The sequence below is a fragment of the Actinophytocola sp. genome, assembly GCF_036378875.1.
Classification (GTDB): domain Bacteria; phylum Actinomycetota; class Actinomycetes; order Mycobacteriales; family Pseudonocardiaceae; genus Actinophytocola.
Map to the genome: position 1 here is coordinate 134,051 of NZ_DASUVO010000168.1, position 16,329 is coordinate 150,379.

The 16,329-nt window shown below is 69.5% G+C and carries 12 protein-coding genes and 1 pseudogene; 7 read left to right on the forward strand and 6 right to left on the reverse strand.

Annotated elements, in window-relative coordinates; all coding sequences use genetic code 11:
- The first annotated feature begins 27 nt into the window (after window positions 1-27).
- Complete coding sequence (locus tag VF106_RS46785; RefSeq protein WP_330846565.1) at window positions 28-882, forward strand: hypothetical protein; 855 nt, start codon at window positions 28-30, stop codon at window positions 880-882.
- Window positions 883-933: 51 nt separating this feature from the next.
- On the opposite strand, the gene VF106_RS46790 is transcribed toward VF106_RS46785, so the two are convergent.
- From VF106_RS46790 to VF106_RS46800, 3 genes are all read right to left on the reverse strand, one after another.
- Window positions 934-2,925, reverse strand: coding sequence for an APC family permease (locus tag VF106_RS46790; protein WP_330846566.1), 1,992 nt, complete (start codon window positions 2,923-2,925; stop codon window positions 934-936).
- Between the two features lie 169 nt (window positions 2,926-3,094).
- Window positions 3,095-3,943 (reverse strand): TIGR03620 family F420-dependent LLM class oxidoreductase, encoded by an 849-nt coding sequence (locus VF106_RS46795; RefSeq protein WP_330846567.1) that lies wholly within the window; start codon window positions 3,941-3,943, stop codon window positions 3,095-3,097.
- 95 nt (window positions 3,944-4,038) lie between these two features.
- On the reverse strand, window positions 4,039-4,275 hold the full coding sequence (locus tag VF106_RS46800; protein ID WP_330846568.1) for a hypothetical protein: 237 nt from the start codon (window positions 4,273-4,275) through the stop codon (window positions 4,039-4,041).
- Window positions 4,276-4,345: 70 nt separating this feature from the next.
- On the opposite strand from VF106_RS46800, the pseudogene VF106_RS51105 reads away from it, so the two are divergent.
- Together VF106_RS51105 and VF106_RS46805 are read left to right on the forward strand one after the other, a co-directional pair.
- Window positions 4,346-4,495: pseudogene (locus VF106_RS51105) on the forward strand (Scr1 family TA system antitoxin-like transcriptional regulator); the annotation flags it as partial.
- Window positions 4,429-5,067: a DUF397 domain-containing protein gene (locus VF106_RS46805; protein WP_414639235.1), complete on the forward strand. Its 639-nt coding sequence runs from the start codon at window positions 4,429-4,431 to the stop codon at window positions 5,065-5,067. The pseudogene VF106_RS51105 and the gene VF106_RS46805, both read left to right, overlap by 67 nt.
- 48 nt (window positions 5,068-5,115) lie before the next feature.
- Here VF106_RS46805 and VF106_RS46810 read toward each other — a convergent pair whose 3' ends face one another.
- From VF106_RS46810 to VF106_RS46820, 3 genes are all read right to left on the reverse strand, one after another.
- On the reverse strand, window positions 5,116-5,439 hold the full coding sequence (locus VF106_RS46810; protein WP_330846570.1) for an ArsR/SmtB family transcription factor: 324 nt from the start codon (window positions 5,437-5,439) through the stop codon (window positions 5,116-5,118).
- Between the two features lie 42 nt (window positions 5,440-5,481).
- On the reverse strand, window positions 5,482-6,360 hold the full coding sequence (locus VF106_RS46815) for a TIGR03619 family F420-dependent LLM class oxidoreductase (protein WP_330846571.1): 879 nt from the start codon (window positions 6,358-6,360) through the stop codon (window positions 5,482-5,484).
- A gap of 62 nt (window positions 6,361-6,422) precedes the next feature.
- A complete protein-coding gene (locus tag VF106_RS46820) occupies window positions 6,423-10,766 on the reverse strand; it encodes an ExeM/NucH family extracellular endonuclease (RefSeq protein ID WP_330846572.1) in 4,344 nt (1,447 codons plus the stop codon).
- A 123-nt stretch (window positions 10,767-10,889) separates the two neighbouring features.
- Here VF106_RS46820 and VF106_RS46825 point away from each other — a divergent pair, with 123 nt between their 5' ends.
- Genes VF106_RS46825 through VF106_RS46840 form a run of 4 tightly spaced genes read left to right on the forward strand, consistent with a single transcriptional unit; the run spans window position 10,890 to window position 16,300 of the window.
- Window positions 10,890-11,522: a TetR/AcrR family transcriptional regulator gene (locus VF106_RS46825; RefSeq protein WP_330846574.1), complete on the forward strand. Its 633-nt coding sequence runs from the start codon at window positions 10,890-10,892 to the stop codon at window positions 11,520-11,522.
- Entirely contained in the window at window positions 11,515-12,405 is an 891-nt protein-coding gene (locus VF106_RS46830; RefSeq protein ID WP_330846575.1) for an ABC transporter ATP-binding protein, read from the forward strand. Before VF106_RS46825 ends, VF106_RS46830 begins: the two co-directional genes overlap by 8 nt.
- The gene (locus VF106_RS46835; protein WP_330846577.1) at window positions 12,402-13,991 is read left to right on the forward strand and encodes an ABC transporter permease; all 1,590 of its coding nucleotides are present in this window, start codon (window positions 12,402-12,404) and stop codon (window positions 13,989-13,991) included. The genes VF106_RS46830 and VF106_RS46835 overlap by 4 nt, the downstream gene beginning before the upstream one ends.
- Before the next feature lie 41 nt (window positions 13,992-14,032).
- Window positions 14,033-16,300 carry a phosphatidylglycerol lysyltransferase domain-containing protein gene (locus VF106_RS46840; RefSeq protein WP_330846578.1) on the forward strand — a complete coding sequence of 756 codons (2,268 nt, stop codon included), beginning with the start codon at window positions 14,033-14,035 and terminating at the stop codon, window positions 16,298-16,300.
- The last annotated feature ends 29 nt before the right edge of the window (window positions 16,301-16,329 follow it).

Below are 16,329 nucleotides of genomic sequence, written 5' to 3' on the forward strand. Positions count from 1 at the left end.
TCCCCAGCGAGAAAGGGGATTCCGCTCGTGAGCCGAGAAACGCGCTTCCCGGCGCTCGTCGTCGCGCTCGTCGGGACCCTGCTCGTCGCCGCCCCCGGCGGGCCGGGCTGGCCGACGGACAACGGCGTGGACACCTGGCCGAACCCCTGGAACGGCCCGGACATCCAGGTGCCGTACCTGGTCATCGGCGGCACCAGCCTCCTGCGGGTGCGGCTGAGGAACAACGGCCCGGATCCGATCACCGGTGACCTGCAGCTGTTCTACACCGAACAGGGCACGGCGGCGAAGTGGTGGAACGACTGGGAAACCATCAAGGTGATCGGCAACGTCACCGTGCCGAGCGGTGGCCGCGTCATGGACGTGCTGTGGGAGAACGTGCCGGCGCCCGGCCACTTCTGCCTGCTGGCGCGGTGGGACTCGCCCGTCCAGGGCCCGATGACGTTCCACAACAACCTGGCGTGGAAGAACGTCAACCTGGTCAGGTTCAGGTTCGACCTCTGGCTCTGGTCGAAGGTCCGGATCCGCAACCCGGAACCCGGCCCGGGGCTGTTCCACCTCGTGCTGGCACGGCCGGACCGCACGTCCGTCGGCCGGCTCGTCCTCGACCTCGGCCCGACTCTCACCACGCGCTGGCAGCAGGTCGGTCAGCCGGGGGTGGGAGTACGGCCTGCCGGCGGGACCCAGGTGGAGATCCGCGATCCGCGGCGGGCGGTCATCCAGAACCTGCTGCTGTACCCGGATGACCAGCTCGACGTGAACCTGGGCTTGTGGGTCACCGCCGCGGCGGGCGGCAGCGGCGACCAGTACCCGGTCAGCGTGATCCAGACCGACACGCAGGGTAGGAACGTCGGTGGCCTGGAACTGACCGCGGTCGTCGAGTGACCCGCCTGTGCCGGCCCGATGCTGGGCGGGCCGGCACAGGCTTCCGTCGCTTCAGCCGCCTACGTGGACGCCCGGGCGCTTGGTCGGGTTCGGTTCGTGCTGGCGGATGATCTCCCGGACCACCGGGGGTGTGTCGCCCTGGCCGAGGATCAGGTAGCGGAACAGGTGGCCGAGCGGGTTGCCTTCCGACCACTCGAAGTGGCAGCGCGGACGCACGTTCGTGGCGTCCCGCAGTGCGAGGAGGATCGCCGCGATGGCGTTCGGGGCCGCCGGGGCCTCGGCACGCAGGACGCGGTGCCGGCCGACGGTGACGCCACGGACCTCCAGCACGTCGCTGAACTCCGACGGGTCCACCACGTCGATCTCCAGGAACAGCACGTCCGCGGTGCCCGGCAGCGGGTTCATGCCGCGCTGTTCGCTCTCCTTCGCCGCGTACTCCGTCTCGTCGCCTGCCTGCCGCTTGTTCGCCAGCAGGTCGATGCGGCCGTCGTGCTCGATGCTGTCGGTGATGAACTGGCGGGCGGTCTCGTCGAACTCGATGCGTTCCACGCGGAGCTCGGTGGTGCGGGTGACACGGGAGATCAGCGACACGACGACGATGCCCGCGATGAACGCCGCCGAGATCGCGATGCCGTCGGGCTTCTCGACGACGTTGGCGCCCAGCGCGTACAGCAGGATCAGGGTGAGCACGGTGAACGCGGCGCCGGCCCTGTGCTGCCCCTTGCGGAAGGCGGAGATCGTCACCGCGACCGCGCCGGACACCATCATCGCGAGGATCCCGGTCGCGTACGCGCCGGCCTGCGCGTTGACGTCCGCGCCGAACGCGAACGTGATGCCGATGCTGATCACCGTGTACACGATCACGACCGGCCGCACCGCGCGGCCCCACTCCGGCGCCATGCCGTACGCCGGCAGGTAGCGCGGCACGATGTTGATCAGCCCGGCCATCGCGGAGGCGCCAGCGAACCACAGGATCAGGATGCTGGAGATGTCGTAGACCGTGCCGAACGCCTGGCCGAGGTGCTCGTGCGCCAGGTAGGCGAGCGCACGTCCGTTGGCCTCGCCGCCCTCCTCGAACGCCTCCGCCGGGATGAGCACGGTCGTGATGAAGCTCGTCGCGATCAGGTACACCGACATGACCAGCGCGGCCGTGGCGAGCAGCTTGCCGGTGTTGCGGACCTTCGACTCCATCCGCGCTTCCTCGGTCGCCCCGTCGGCCTTGATGAGCGGCATCATGGACACGCCCGTCTCGAACCCGGACAGACCCAGCACCAGCAGCGGGAACGCGAGCACGGCCGGCCCGGCGATGTCGAGGAAGCCGCCGCCGTTCTCGGTGAGCCGGTCGACCCACCGCGACACGGCGTCCGGCTCACCCAGCACGTCGACCACGCCGACACCCACGATCACCGCGTTGAGGACGAGGAAGATCGCGACGAGCGGGATCGCGACGCCGATGGCCTCGGAGAACCCGAGCAGGAACACCCCGCCCAGGATCAGCAGCAGGACGGTCGTGATCAGTACCTCGTGGCCGTGCAGGAAGCTGGGGAACGCGGGGTTCTCGACCATGTGCACCGACGCGTCCGCGGCCGACAGCGTGATCGTGATGATCCACGAGGTGGCCACGAACCCGAGCAGCACCAGCACGAAGATCTTGCCGCGCCAGAACGGCAGCAGGTTCTCGAGCATCGCGACGGAACCCTGCCCGTGCGGCGACTCGCGTGCCACCCGCCGGTACATGGGCAGCATGCCGAACAACGTGAGCGCCACGATCAGCAAAGTGGCGAGCGGAGAAAGCGCGCCGGCCGCGAGTGCGGCAATCGCGGGCAAATAGGACAATGTGGAGAAATAGTCCACACCGGTCAGGCACATGACCTTCCACCACGACTGTGGTTTCCCGTGCCCTTCCTCCGTCGCTCGCCCGATCGGCGCGACCTGGTGGTGCAGCAACCATTTGCCCACACCGCGCGGCTCGTCCGACTTGGCCGGACTGTCCACACTCGCCGGTAACACGAACCGCTCGCCGGCTTCCGTCTCCGCGTCCATTCAGCTCCTCCACCCGTGTGGGCGTAAGCATGCCGGACAAGAAAATCAGCCGTGCGGCGAACCGTGTATCCCGAACTATACGGTCGTCCGTACAGTTATCTGGCGTGATTGGGGCCCTGCCTGGGTAATGACCGCGCGGGGTGCCATAACTGTACGGACGACCGTAGGTTCAGCCGTTCTTCGGCAGGAGCGCGTCGCCGAGTACGCGCCAGAACGGCATCGCCGACTGTCCCGGCTCGATCCCTATCACCTGCACGGCGACGTGGTCGGCGCCGGCGTCGAGGTGCGCGTGGAGCTTCTTGACGATCACGTGCGCGTCGCCCCAGAAGACGAGGTCGTCGATGATGCGGTCGCTGCCGCCGCCGGCGATGTCGTCCTCGGAGTAGCCGAGCCGGCGGAACTTCGCGACGTTGAACGGCGTGGTCAGGTAGGTGTGCATGTGCTGGCGGGCGATCGCGCGTGCCTTGTCGGGGTTCGGCTCGAACAGCACCGCGTGCTCCACGCTCAGGAACGGGTCCGGCCCGAGGATCTCCCGCGCCTGGGCCGTGAACGTCGTGTTGACGTGGTAGGCCTGAACGCCGACGGCGCGGTCGCGGGCCATCTCGAGCATCTTGGGCCCGTACGAGGCGAGGATGCGGGGCGTGGGGTTCTCGAACGCGTCCAGCTCGTCGAGGTACTCGGCCATCACCGCGAGCGGCTTGACGCCGGGCCGCCCTCCGCCGATGCCGAGCCCCAGCGTGTAGCGGCCGGGGTAGGCCTCGGTGAGCAGGGCACTCGCGCCGTGCGTCGCCATGGCCGTCCGTTCCGTGACCCGCGCGATGGAGTTGGCGACGTGCAGTCGCTCTGTGCTGGCGAGCAGGAAGCCGGCCTGCGAGAACGCCTCGCGCCCGCCGCCGGTCTCGGGGAACCACACCGACCGCCAGCCCAACTCCTCCAGTTCCTGGGCCGACTCACGCATCAGCGCGGCCGGCTGGCGCTCGAAGTCGAACGTGTAGATCCCGAACGTGCCCAGGTCCATGCCAGTCCCTTCGAATCGAAGTATCGGAGAATCTCGATATGAAGCTACCATGGCTGACCCACGTGTGCCCGCGCCAACGATGTGTGCGCGGTCGACTACGTCATGTGTCCCGGTTTGAGCCGCAGATGTTCGATGAGCCGGTTGCGCGCGTCGTGCAACGCCGCCACGAGCCGCAGGCAGGTATCCGGGTGGTCGACGACGAGCCGCAGGGTCGCGGCACCGATCCGGTGCTCTCCCAGGGCGATCTCGACGAGGTTGTCCACGGGGTACATGTCCACGTGCATGGGGCAGTCGCGGTTCACGTGCGTGTACTGGTCGGTGCGTAGGTGCATGAGTGTCTCCCAGGCTGTGGTCGGGCGAGCGGGAGAGTTGAGGTAAGGGACCGTCGACGCCTATCCGCGCGCGGAGGCCGAAGCGGACAACGAACGCATGCTCACGCCGCTCGCCATCCCGGGCCTGCTACAGACAGTGGCGTATGCGCGAGCATCAACTCGTCGGGACGCCAGTTCCACGCTTCCGAACGGACGGAACGCTACGTCTCAGCGCGCATGAGCCGGCAGGCGCGGCTGACGGGACCGTCACCGCTCAAGCTGCACGCCCTGATAGACGAGGCGGTCGTCCGCCGCGTCGTCGGCTCGCCGCAGGTCATGGCGGAGCAGCTGGATCACCTGCTCGACATGGGGAAGCGCGACAACGTGACGATCCAGGTCGTGCCGTTCGATGTGGGCGCCTACGGCACGATGTCAGGCGCGATCATGATCATTGGCTACCCGGGCGACGACGATCTCCCAGCCGTCTACCTGGAGCACGCGGCTGGTGGCGTGTGGGTGGAAATGAGAGTGATGTCGGCGATTCAGCGCGATGTTCGACGAGATCGCGGGCCAGGCCCTGCCCTCGGCGAACAGCGCGGCGTTGATCGCCGAGGTAAGGGATTTGGAGCAGAGATGACCGACCACATCAGGTGGCGTAAGTCCAGTCGGAGCGGCGCCAACGCGAACGGGTGCGTCGAGTTCGCGCATACGCGGGACAGGGTGCGGGACAGCAAGAACCCGGCCGGTCCGTCCGTGCGTGTGGACCTGGACGCCCTGCTCGCCGCGGTCAAGGCCGACCACCTCGGCCGCTGACTCAGCCAGCACCCGTTGTGCGATGTCCCTCGGGACACTGGCTGGCCGCTAGAGCGTTTGGCCCAGGGTTGTGACCAGTTCGGTGATTCGCTGTTCGTCGCGTTTGTAGTGGGTCCATTTGCCCACTCGGGTGGCCTGGACCAGGCCTGCTCGTTGCAGTTCCGCCATGTACGCCGAGACGGTGGACTGCGCCAGCCCCACCTTGGCCTGGATGTGGGTCACGCACACCCCGACATCCATCGGGTCGGCGATGGCGCCCTCGAGCGAGAAGTGGCGCTCCGGCTCACGTAACCACGACAGCAGCTGCAGGCGCAGCGGGTTCGACAGCGCTCGGAGCGCGCGAACCACGTCGGGGTCTGGGGAGTCCGCCACGCCATCCAGCGTACCGACATTTCGCGAGACGTCGATATCAACTCAGGGTGCCAGTGCCGTGGCGATCTCCAGGGCGAGGGCCGTGGCCTCCCCGGCGGGCACGGCCGGGTTGCCGATCCGCGGGTCCCAGTTGAGGTCGTAGTACAGCTCGGTGACGCCCTGCTCGGCGAGCCATTCCGTGTCGGCACGCACGTCCTCGAACGTGCCCGACAGCCGGCCATCCCGGGGACCGAGGCGGACGACGCCACGCGTCACGATCCGTACCGACGGGTCGGGGGCCGCCTCGCGCACTACCGCGATGTCCTCGGCGATGCGGGACAGGTCCGTGGCGGCGCGGCTCATCCAGCCCGCGGCGAGCCGGCCCGCTCTCGTCAGTGCCGGGCGCACCACGCCGCCCAGCAGGATCGGTGGGCCGCCCGGCTGCACCGGGCGGGGTGCCATCCGGCTCGGCGGCACCGTGTAGAACTCGCCGTCGAACCGGGCCGGGTCGTCCGTCCACAGTGTCCGCAGTACCCGGACGTACTCCTCGGTCCGCGCGCCTCGGCGGGCCCGGTCGGCTCCGGTGGCCGTGAACTCGGTTCGGGACCAGCCGACGCCCAACCCCAGATCCAGGCGGCCCTGCGAGAGCACGTCGAGCGTCGCGGCCTGCTTGGCCAGGTAGGTCGGCGAGACGAACGGCATGTTCACCAGCGCCACCCCGAGCCGGATCCGGCTCGTGTGCGCGGCCGCGAACGTCAGCGCAAGCATCGGGTCCAACACGCTCTGGTACACCGGGTCGAGGTCGTCGTCCACGCCCACCAGCAGTCGCTGGAACGTCCACAGCGAGTCGTAGCCCAGCTCCTCGGCATGCGCGGCGAAGACAGCCAGCGTCTCCGGCGTCGCCCACCCGCCGGCCACCGGCGCACCCAGCCCGATCTTCACGAAACCCACGCTAACAAAAGGAAGGCCCGCCCCGAACCGGGACGGGCCTTCCGGTCAGCGAATCAGAGCTTGGCGCACTGCCCGAACTTCGGGCCGGACACCGTGTTCTTCTTGCCGTCGTTGCCCGGTGCCGGGTTGTTGCCCGAGCACGCGAGCGGACCGGCGACCGTGTTGCCCGCGATGACCGCCGTGCCGCCGGTGTTGTTCGTCACCGAGACCGGGCCAGTCACCTTTGCCGAGACGAGCTTCACGCCCGCCTTGTTGGCGTGCAGCAGGACAGGGCCGGTGATCTTGGCCTGGTCGATCAGCACGGCGCCGGTCGCGCCGGTCACCGTCACCGGGCCGAACACCTGCGTGCCCGTCATCGTGAACGTACCGCCGCCGGTGGCCGTCACCGGACCGGCGATCAGGCCGCCGGTCACGACCAGCGACGCGCCCGGCTTCACCGTCACCGGACCGAAGATGGTCGCGTTGTCCACACAGGTCAGTCCGGACGAGACGGTCACCGGGCCGAACTTCATGCCCGTGACCGTCACGTCACAGGCCCGGCCCACCGACGAACGCGGCGCCGGGTCCGCCGTCACCGGCGAGTTGGCGCCCAGGTACGCGTTCAGCATCGTCAGGTCGTTGTCGCCCGTGGTGACCGGGTTCGTGCCCTGCGCCAGCGTGAGGAAGTTGTCCCCACCCGCGGCCAGGAACGCGTTGACCGTCACCCGGTACGTCGCCGTCGAACTGATCGGCTGACCGTTCAGCTTCATCCCGGTGATGCGCTGGCCCGCCGGGTTGTCCGGCAGGTAGGTGTAGGTGAAGCCCTTGGACACACCCAGGTGCAGCTTCGGCCGCGACGCGCCGGCCGGCTGCCACTGCTGCTCCAGCACCTGCTTGATCTGAGCGCCGGTGTAGGTCTTCGTCACCACGTCGTTCGCGAACGGCTGCACCGCGAACGCCTCCGCGTAGGTAACCACTCCGTCCGGCGCGTACATCAGGTCGGCCCGCAGCCCGCCCGGGTTCATGAACGCGATCTGCGCCCCGCCCCGACCCGGATCGCGAGTGCCGGCCAACTGCACGTCCGCGACGAAGTTGCCGAGGACCGACTCGCTGCCGCGGTCCTCGGTGCCGCTCGCCGTGTACGCCCGACGGACGTCACCGGTGATCGACCCCAGCGGCTGCTTGCCCAGCTCCTCCGAGTTCGCCTTGGCCTGCGCGACGAGTGCCGCCACCTCCGGGTCGGACGGCGCGCCGACCACGTCGAGCAGCGCGGCGTCGGACGCGACGATCGTCTTCGTCACCGGGTCGACCGACAGCGACACCTTGCCCAGCTTCTCGCCGTAGTCCTCGGCCTGCAGCACCGGACGCAGCCGGTCCGTGCCGGGGATCGGCGCCTCGAAGGCGTACGGCTGGTGCGTGTGTCCACTGAGGATCGCGTCGACGTTGCCGCTCATCGACATGAACCTGCCGAACACCGGGTCGGCCTGTAGTTCCGCGACCGAGTCGATGTTCTCCGTCGCCGCGCCCTCGTGGGACAGCAGCACCACGACGTCCGCCTCGCCGTTGGCCTCGTCGCCGTCCTTCAGCGCCGCGGCCACCGACTCGGCCTCCGCCACCGGTTCCTTGAACGTCAGCCCGGCAATGCCGTCCGGGCTCACCAGCGAACCGGTCTGCTCGGTCACCACGCCGACGATGCCGACGCGAACGCCCGCGACGGTCTTCACCTCGTACGCCGGCAACGCACGCTCGGCACCGCGGTACACGTTCGCACCCAGGTAGGCGAACTGGGAACGCGGGATCACCCGGCCGGTCAGGTCCGCCATGCCCTTGTCGAACTCGTGGTTGCCGACCGCGGACGCGTCCAACCTCATGAGGTTCAACGCGTCGAGCGTCGGGTTGTCCTGGTCGATGGCCGAGATGAACGTCGACGCGCCGATGTTGTCGCCGGCCGACAGGAACAGTGTGTTCGGGTTCTGCGCCCGCAGCTGGTCCACGAGCCCCGCGAGCTGCGCCGCGCCACCGATCGGACCGGACGGCCCGCTACGCGGTGACTCGAGCCGACCGTGGAAGTCGTTGATACCCAACAGCTGCAGCTCGACCGGACCCGTCTTGACGCCGATCACCTTCGGGTTGTGGTCACTGGCCCGGTAGGGGTCCGGCGCGTAGAACGCCGGGTGGCCGTCGTACTCGAACGCGAACGACTCGTGGGAGTTGATCTGCCACACGTCCACACCGGTGACGCGCGCGGCGAGCGACGGCGTCGCCACGGCGTGGTCGAGCGTGCCCGACTCGCCGGTGAACACGTAGCTCGCCTCACCGTTGGACAGGTCGGTGAGGTTCGCGTCGTAGAAGACCTTCATCGGGTCTTCCTGCGTGTAGGCGTTGAAGTCGCCCAGGATCACCACGTCGTCGCTGCCGGACTCGGCCTTCAGCGCCTCCACGAACGTGATGAGCGAGTGCGCCTGACGGATCCGGTCGCCGTTGAACGGGCCCTGCCCGTCCCCGATGTCCGCGTTGTCGCCGGTCGCCGAGTCCGAAGCGGACTTCGACTTCATGTGGTTGGCCACCACGGTGAACGTGATGTCGCCTGCCGTGAACGTCTGCGCGATCGGCTCGCGGGCGTTGAACCACACCGTCTCGTCGTTGATCGTCTTCGACGCGCCGACCGGCGTCACCGCGGCGGGCTTGAAGATGATCGCGGCGGTGATGAAGTCCTGCTGATCCGCGGGCGGTAGGTTCGCGGGCGAGCGCACGTAGTCCCAGGTGCCCGCGCCGTCCTTCGCGTTGAGCACGGCGACGAGCCGCTTCAACGCCATCTGCGGGTCGTTCGCCTCGAACCGCAGCGAGTTCTCGACCTCTTCCAGCGCGACGACGTCCGCGTCCAGCGTGGACAGTGCCGCGACGATCTTGGCTTCCTGCTTGGCGAGCCCGGCCTCGTCGTCCGCGCCGCGGGCGTCGCCGCCGAAGTGGACGAAGTAGTTCAGCACGTTGAAGCTCGCGAGCTTGATGTCACCGCCGACCGCCTCCGGCGCCGGGGTGCGCGGGTTGGTCGACTTGAACGTGGTGCGCTGCAACGCCGGGGTCGTCGCGGTCACCGGGGTCGTCGGCTGCAGCCGCCACTCGCTGAACCCGAACGACAGCACGGCCGGCGCGAACTTCTCCACCTGGTCACCCACGCGCAGCGGCGCGTCCGGGTACACGTAGGGCGGCAGCGTGCCGGAGTTGGCCAGGTTCACCGAGGAACCGTCGTCGACCAGCACCTTGTCCAGTGCGTTCTGGGCCTGCCGGTTGATCGCCTCCGGCGTCCCCGGCCGGAACACGTCGGTCGGCTTGGGGAGCGGCCGGTCCCCGGCCGCGAGCACGACCTCGCCGAAGCGGTTGGTGTTGAAGACCTCCGACACCGTGAAGTCGCCGACCGGCGCCACCAGCATCGACTCGACCGACTCGCGCACGGCCGCGTCCACCGGCAGCGTCAGCGGGGCTGGCGCCGGCAGGGTCGCGTTGTTCGCGCACACCCCAACGTCCGCCTTCGCGCCGATGGTGATCTCGGTCAGCCCGTTGAACTCGCTGACCTTGCCACGCACCCGCACCAGGTCGCCGAGCGCGACGCTCGGGTGGTTCGCGGCGTTCGAGGTCAGGAACACGAAGACGCCGTTCGACGCGACGCCGGCCGCCGGCGCCTGCCCGCCGGAACCGGCGGTCTGGACGTAGATGCCGTTGTAGCCGCCGGTGCGGTGGTCGGCGGTGACGACACCCTCGACCGTGACCGTGCTGCCCGCGAGCGGGGAGACGTCACCGGTGCCCTGGACCTCGGCGATCGTCCGGTTCACGGGGAGCGCGTCGCAGCCAACCGGGTCCGGGTCGGGGTCGCCGCCGTTGCGGGTGCCGAAGGTGTTGGGGGCGGCGGCCTGCCAGACGCCGTCGAGCTTCTGGAGCGAGTAGCCGAGCGGGGTGCTGTTCGTCTCGGCGACGCCGATGTCGGTCGAGGTCATGCCGTTGGCGGGGCCGCCCGTCGCGGTCAGGGGGCCCTCGTAGCTCAGGAACTCGTCGACCGTGCCATCCGGGCGCACGAGCGCGACGCCGTCCGCGACACCGTTCTGGAGGCCGTCGGTCGGGTAGGTCTGGACGACCACGCCGGCAGCGGGAACCGTGCCGGACAGCGTGGTCGTGGTGTAAACGCCACCGCCGTTGCCGTTGTACAGGGCGAGTTGCCAGCCGGTCAGGTCGAAGCCGGCCGGGGCCTCGATCTCCAGGGCCTCGCCGGTGTCGGTGCCGACGTTGTCGTAGTGGATCTCACTCAGGAACGGGTCCGTCGGCTCGGCTGCCGTCGCCGTCGAGGCACCGACCAACGCGAAGGTTGCTATCGCGGTCAGCGCCCCGACGGTTTGTAACGAACGGACACGTCTACTACTGGGCATCAGGCCTCCATCCAGGAACAACCAGCGGAGCCTAAATGTGAAAGGTGTCCAGAAAAACGCGCCTGGATGTACGTTGCTCGATCGTTAATCACGCACTACACACGTGTGTAGTACGCTGCACGTGTGAGTAGTGCACCGGATCCTGAGGACCTCACCGCCCGAGCCCGCATCCGCGACGCCGCCATGCGGCACTTCGGTGAGCACGGGTTCGAACGCACGACGATCCGGGGTATCGCCGAGACGGCAGGGGTGTCGTCCGGGCTCGTCCGGCATCACTTCGGCAGCAAGGAAGAACTCCGCAAGGCCTGCGACGATTACGTGCTGCGCACCGTCCGCAAGCTCAACGACGAGACCTGGGCGGCCATGCGGGAGGGCGACCTCGGCAAAGCGGCGGCGGTGCGCAGACCAAGCGGCGCCTACCACCGTTACATCGCTCGTTCCCTTGTCGACGGTGGTGCGAGCGAGCTGTTCGACGAGATGGTCCGGATGAGCGAGGCCTGGTTGACGGCCTTTCCCAGGGAAGGTGCCGAGTCGGACGTCCCGCTGAGGGACAGGGCGGCCATCGGCACGGCCTGGGGGCTCGCCATTCCCATCATGTTCGAGCACCTGTCCCGGGCCTTCGGCGTCGATCTGTCCACGCCGGAGGGCGACGTGCGGCTCGCCAGCGCGCTCCTCGACCTCTACTCCCACCCTTTGATGAGCCCGGAGGAGGCCGCCGCCGCGCGGGCCGGGTTGAAAGGACTGCGACATGACTGACGCGATCAGCGTCACCGGTCTGGTCAAGACGTTCGGCCGGACCAAGGCTCTCGACGGCCTCGACCTGTCCGTGGCGACCGGCGAGGTGCACGGCTTCCTCGGGCCGAACGGCGCTGGCAAGTCCACCACCATCCGCGTGCTGCTCGGGATGATGCGTGCCGACGCCGGCACCGCGCGCCTGCTCGGCGGCGACCCGTGGACCGACGCGACGGACCTGCACCGCCGGCTCGCGTACGTGCCCGGCGACGTGACCCTGTGGCCGAACATGTCCGGCGGCGAGGTGATCGACCTGCTCGGTCGCCTGCGCGGCGGGCTGAACCGCAAGCGTCGCGACGAGCTGCTGGAGCGCTTCGACCTCGATCCGCGCAAGAAGGGCCGCACCTACTCGAAGGGCAACCGGCAGAAGGTGGCACTGGTGGCGGCGTTCGCCTCCGACGTCGAGCTGCTGCTGCTCGACGAGCCGACCTCGGGGCTGGATCCGTTGATGGAGGAGGTGTTCCGGGAGGCGGTGGACGAGGAGAAGCAGCGCGGCGACCGGCCGGTGTTGCTGTCGAGCCACATCCTCGCCGAGGTCGAGGCGCTGTGTGACCGGGTCACCATCATCCGGGACGGCCGCTCCGTCGAGACCGGCTCGCTCGCCGACCTGCGCCACCTGACCCGTACCTCGATCCAGGCGGACCTGTCCGGCGAGGCGAACGGGCTCGCGGACCTGCCCGGCATACACGACCTCCAGGTGCGCGACCACCACGTGAAGTTCGATGTGGACACTCCCGCGCTTGACGAGGCGCTGCGGGCGCTCACGGCCGCCGGGGTGCGGTCGCTCGTGAGCCAGCCGCCGACGCTGGAAGAGCTGTTCCTGCGGCACTACGAGGTGAACCGGTGACGGGCACCTGGTCCTTGATCAGGCTGGTCCTGCGGCGTGACCGGGTGATCATGCCGCTGTGGGTGATCTTCTTCGCCGTGGTGCCCCTGTCGTACATCACCACGATCGAGGGCCTGTTCCCTTCCGCCGCCGACAAGGCCCGGTACGCGGCGACCAGCGCCAACAACGCCGGCTTCGTCGCGCTGTACGGGCAGCTGTTCGGGTCGAGCATCGGCGAGCTGGTGGTGTGGCGGGCCGGGTTCCTGCCCGTGATGATCGGGCTCGCGGTGATCCTCACCGTCATCCGGCACACCCGTGCCGACGAAGAGGCCGGCCGTCGAGAGCTGGTCGGTGCTGGCGTGGTCGGCCGCCAGGCACAGCTCGCCGCCGCCATGATCACGACGTGTGTCGCCAGCCTGGTGATGGGTCTGCTGCTGGCCGCCGCGATGGCCGGGCAGGGGTTGCCGGGTGCCGGTTCACTGGCGTTCGGGCTCCAGATGGCCGCGTCCGGCTGGGTGTTCGCGGCCGTCGCCGCGGTCGCCGCGCAGCTGACCGCGAACTCATCCACTGCGCGCGGTATCGCGATCACCGTGCTGGGCGCGGCTTACGTGCTGCGCGCGGTCGGCGACATCAGCGGCGTCACGTCAGGGCCGCTCGCCTGGCTGACCGTTCTGTCGCCGATCGGCTGGGTGCAGGCGATCCGCCCGTACGGGGACGACCGGCTGTGGCTCGTGTTGGTGGTCCTCGTGATCAGTGCCGTGCTGGCGGCGGCCGCGGTCGCGCTGTCCGCCCGTCGGGACGTCGGCGCCGGTCTGCTGCCACCACGGCCGGGCCCGGCCGAAGGCGCGTTGGGCACGCCGCTGGGGTTGGCCTGGCGGCTGCACCGCGGGTTGCTCGCCGCCTGGGTCGGTGGGTTCATCGCGCTGGGGGTCGTGATGAGCTACCTGGCGGAAGGCGTCGGTGACCTGGTCGGTGACAACCAGGCGATGCGCGACGCGTTCGCCCGGCTCGGTGGCGCGTCCGGCCTGATCGACAGCTATCTGGCCGGGATCTCCGGCATGTTCGGGCTCGTCGCGGGCGCCTACGGGATCCAGGCGATGTTGCGGGCGCGGGTGGAGGAGACGTCGGGCCGCGTCGAACCGGTGCTGGCGACGGCGGCCGGGCGGCTGCGCTGGCTGGGCAGCCACCTGTTCTTCTCCCTGTTGGGGCCGGCCGTGGTGCTGGTCGTCGTGGGTGTCTCGATGGGGATCACCCACGGCCTCAACGTCCGGGACGTCGGTGGCGAGTTGCCCCGGCTGTTGGCGGGCACGCTGGTCCAGCTGCCGGCCGTGTGGACCCTGTCCGCCGTGGCGGTGTTGCTGTTCGGCGTGCTGCCCCGGTTCGCGGCCGTGGCGTGGGCCGCACTCGCGGCGTGCGTGCTGGTCACGCTCGTCGGCACGGCCATGGGACTCGACCAGTGGGTGCTGGACATCTCGCCGTTCACTCACCTGCCGAAGCTGCCGGGCGGCCATGTGACCGCCGGGCCCCTGATCGTGCTGTCCGCGATCGCGCTGGTGGTCGTCGCGGCCGGGCTGACCGGTTTCCGTCGCAGAGACGTGCCGAGCTGAGCCGCCTGTAACGAACCGGTCGCGGGGAGCGACCCCCTTATATGTTCGTGGAACTGCGGGTCCACGGGGTGAGCGGCACGCCGCCGGTGGACATGCTCGACCATCCACTGGTGAAGCAGGTCGCGGGCGATACGGACGGCCGGTTCTTCCGGCCCGTGGACGCCGCGGGAAACGAGGTACGTGCCGCCGACGGGCACATCCTCGAGGGATATCACTGGGGGCCGTTGACCTCCGGCACCTGGCGGCAGGCGCTGTGGCTCGCGCTGGTGCCGTTCGGGCTGGTCAACGCGTCGTATTTCATGCTGCCGCGTGGGGAGCGCGAGGGAAGGGCCGCGCGGGAAGTCGCCCGCGCGGCCCTGCGGGTTCTCGCGCTCGTCCTCACCGGCCTTGTCGTGCTGAGCCTCGCGCAGGCCGCCGTCGACCTGTTCGCCTGGCAGTGGACCGGTGTCGGCGGACGCGGCGGCGACCCGCGCTGGTGGCTGGTCGGTGGGTTCGCGACGGTCGTGGTGGCACTGCTGGTGATCCGCTTCCTCGTCGGGCCACCACGAAAGCTCCCGCCCAACGGCGCAGCCTCTGACGCCGCTGCCATGACCGGGCTGGCGGGTGGCGAGTTCTACACCGGCGACCGTGACATGCCCGCGTTGCGCCACCTGCACCTCACCGCTGGGCTGACTGTCCTATCCGTACTCGCCGCGGGGCTCGCCAGGGAGTTCGGCGGGGTCGGCTGGCTGTACTGGGTCACGCTCGGCCTGCTCGGGTGGACGGTGGTCCACACGATGCTGCTCGGCGACCCCATGCGGGAACGCCGTGGCGTGCGGGAGTTCTTCGCGGTCCGCCTGCCGGTGGTCGCGTTGCTGGCCGGAGTCGCGCTGCTGATCGCGTCGGTTGTCGCGATGGTGTCGGTGTCCGCCTATCCGGACGGCCGGCGCGGCATCATGCCCGGCATCGGCTCGCTCGGCAGGGGAGCGGCGGGGTTCGCGCTCTTCACGCTGCTGGTGTTGATCGCCGCGACCGCCGTGCTCGCTGTGTTCACCCGTGGTTCTCACACCCCACGGCCGTTTCGTCGGTTTCTGGGCGGTATGGCGGGACCGGTCGTCGCCGCGCTGGGCATGTTCCTCGGGGTCGGGTTCACCGCCGCGCTCGACTACGGCGTGCTGCGGCTCCTGCGCCCGTCCGGCGATCCCGCCGCGATGACGCTGCCCGTCTTCTACCTGCGGATCGCGTTCGCCGCCGGGGCCGCGGTGGTGCTCACTGTGGCCATCGCGCTGGTGCTGGTGGCCTGGATGTCCTTGTCCGCCAAGCGGTTCACGGCGATGGTGCGTGCCTCCGCCGACGCGGACCTGCTGCCGGAGGAACAGGTGCGCGGGGTGTCGCGGGCGTGGTGGCTGGCGCGGCTCAAGTTCTCGGTGCACTGGCTGGCCATCGTGATCGCCGCCGCCGGCACCGTGCTGACGTTCGCCGCGGTGGTCGAGGCCGTCATGGACATGGCCGCGGCCACGTGCCGGCCGAGCGGCACCTGGCTGTCCGACTGCCGCGACCTACCCGGCATGGACCTGGTGACCATCGGCACCGTGGCCCTGTTGCTGCTGTGCGGTTTCCTCCTGTACCTGGGGCGGCGCGCGGTCGGCGACAGCGCCGTCCGCCGGGTCGCCTGCGTGATCTGGGACGTGGTCGCGTTCTGGCCTGCCGCCGTGCACCCGTACGTACCACCGCCGTACTCCCCGAAGGTGATCGAGGACCTGCGCCGCCGCATCGAGTGGCACCTTTCGCGTTCGGGGACGTTCGTGGTGCTCGCCGGGCACAGCCAGGGCAGCCTGATCGCGGCCGCCGCGTTGACCAGGCTGTCGCCCCGGCAGCGGGGGAAGGTCGCGCTGCTGACCCACGGTTCGCAGCTGCAGATCGCGTACTCCCGTGCCTTTCCGGCGTACGTGAACCACCGGTTCCTGTGCTGGCTGAAGAACGATGTCCTCGGCGGCAACCGGTGGCTGTCCCTGTACCGGGAGACCGATCCCATCGGCGGACCGGTGCTGAGCTGGGACCGGACCGACACGCCGGAGTTCACGTCACGGCGACTGGGCAGCGACGAGGTGGGCGTCGACGAACACGACCCGAGGACGGGCGTTCGCCGTTGCGGCGCCGAGTGGCGGCTGCTCGATCCGTGTCCGGCAGATGGTATTACCGCGCCGCGACAAGCGATGCGGCGACACAGCTGGTTCAGTTTGGATCCAGTGTGGACGCTCGCGGTGGCGGAGCTGACCGCCCCGTACCGCCGTCCCGCCGACCGGGCCGTCCCGACCGACACCTCATGAGCCGCTGACCACACGCCGAGACCGAACCG

Coding starts and splice junctions, on each gene's coding strand:
- VF106_RS46790 (WP_330846566.1), bottom strand. CDS start 2,925: ATGGACGCGGAGACGGAAGCCGGCGAGCGGTTCGTGTTACCGGCGAGT.
- VF106_RS46795 (WP_330846567.1), bottom strand. CDS start 3,943: ATGGACCTGGGCACGTTCGGGATCTACACGTTCGACTTCGAGCGCCAG.
- VF106_RS46800 (WP_330846568.1), bottom strand. CDS start 4,275: ATGCACCTACGCACCGACCAGTACACGCACGTGAACCGCGACTGCCCC.
- VF106_RS46820 (WP_330846572.1), bottom strand. CDS start 10,766: ATGCCCAGTAGTAGACGTGTCCGTTCGTTACAAACCGTCGGGGCGCTG.
- VF106_RS46830 (WP_330846575.1), top strand. CDS start 11,515: ATGACTGACGCGATCAGCGTCACCGGTCTGGTCAAGACGTTCGGCCGG.
- VF106_RS46840 (WP_330846578.1), top strand. CDS start 14,033: ATGTTCGTGGAACTGCGGGTCCACGGGGTGAGCGGCACGCCGCCGGTG.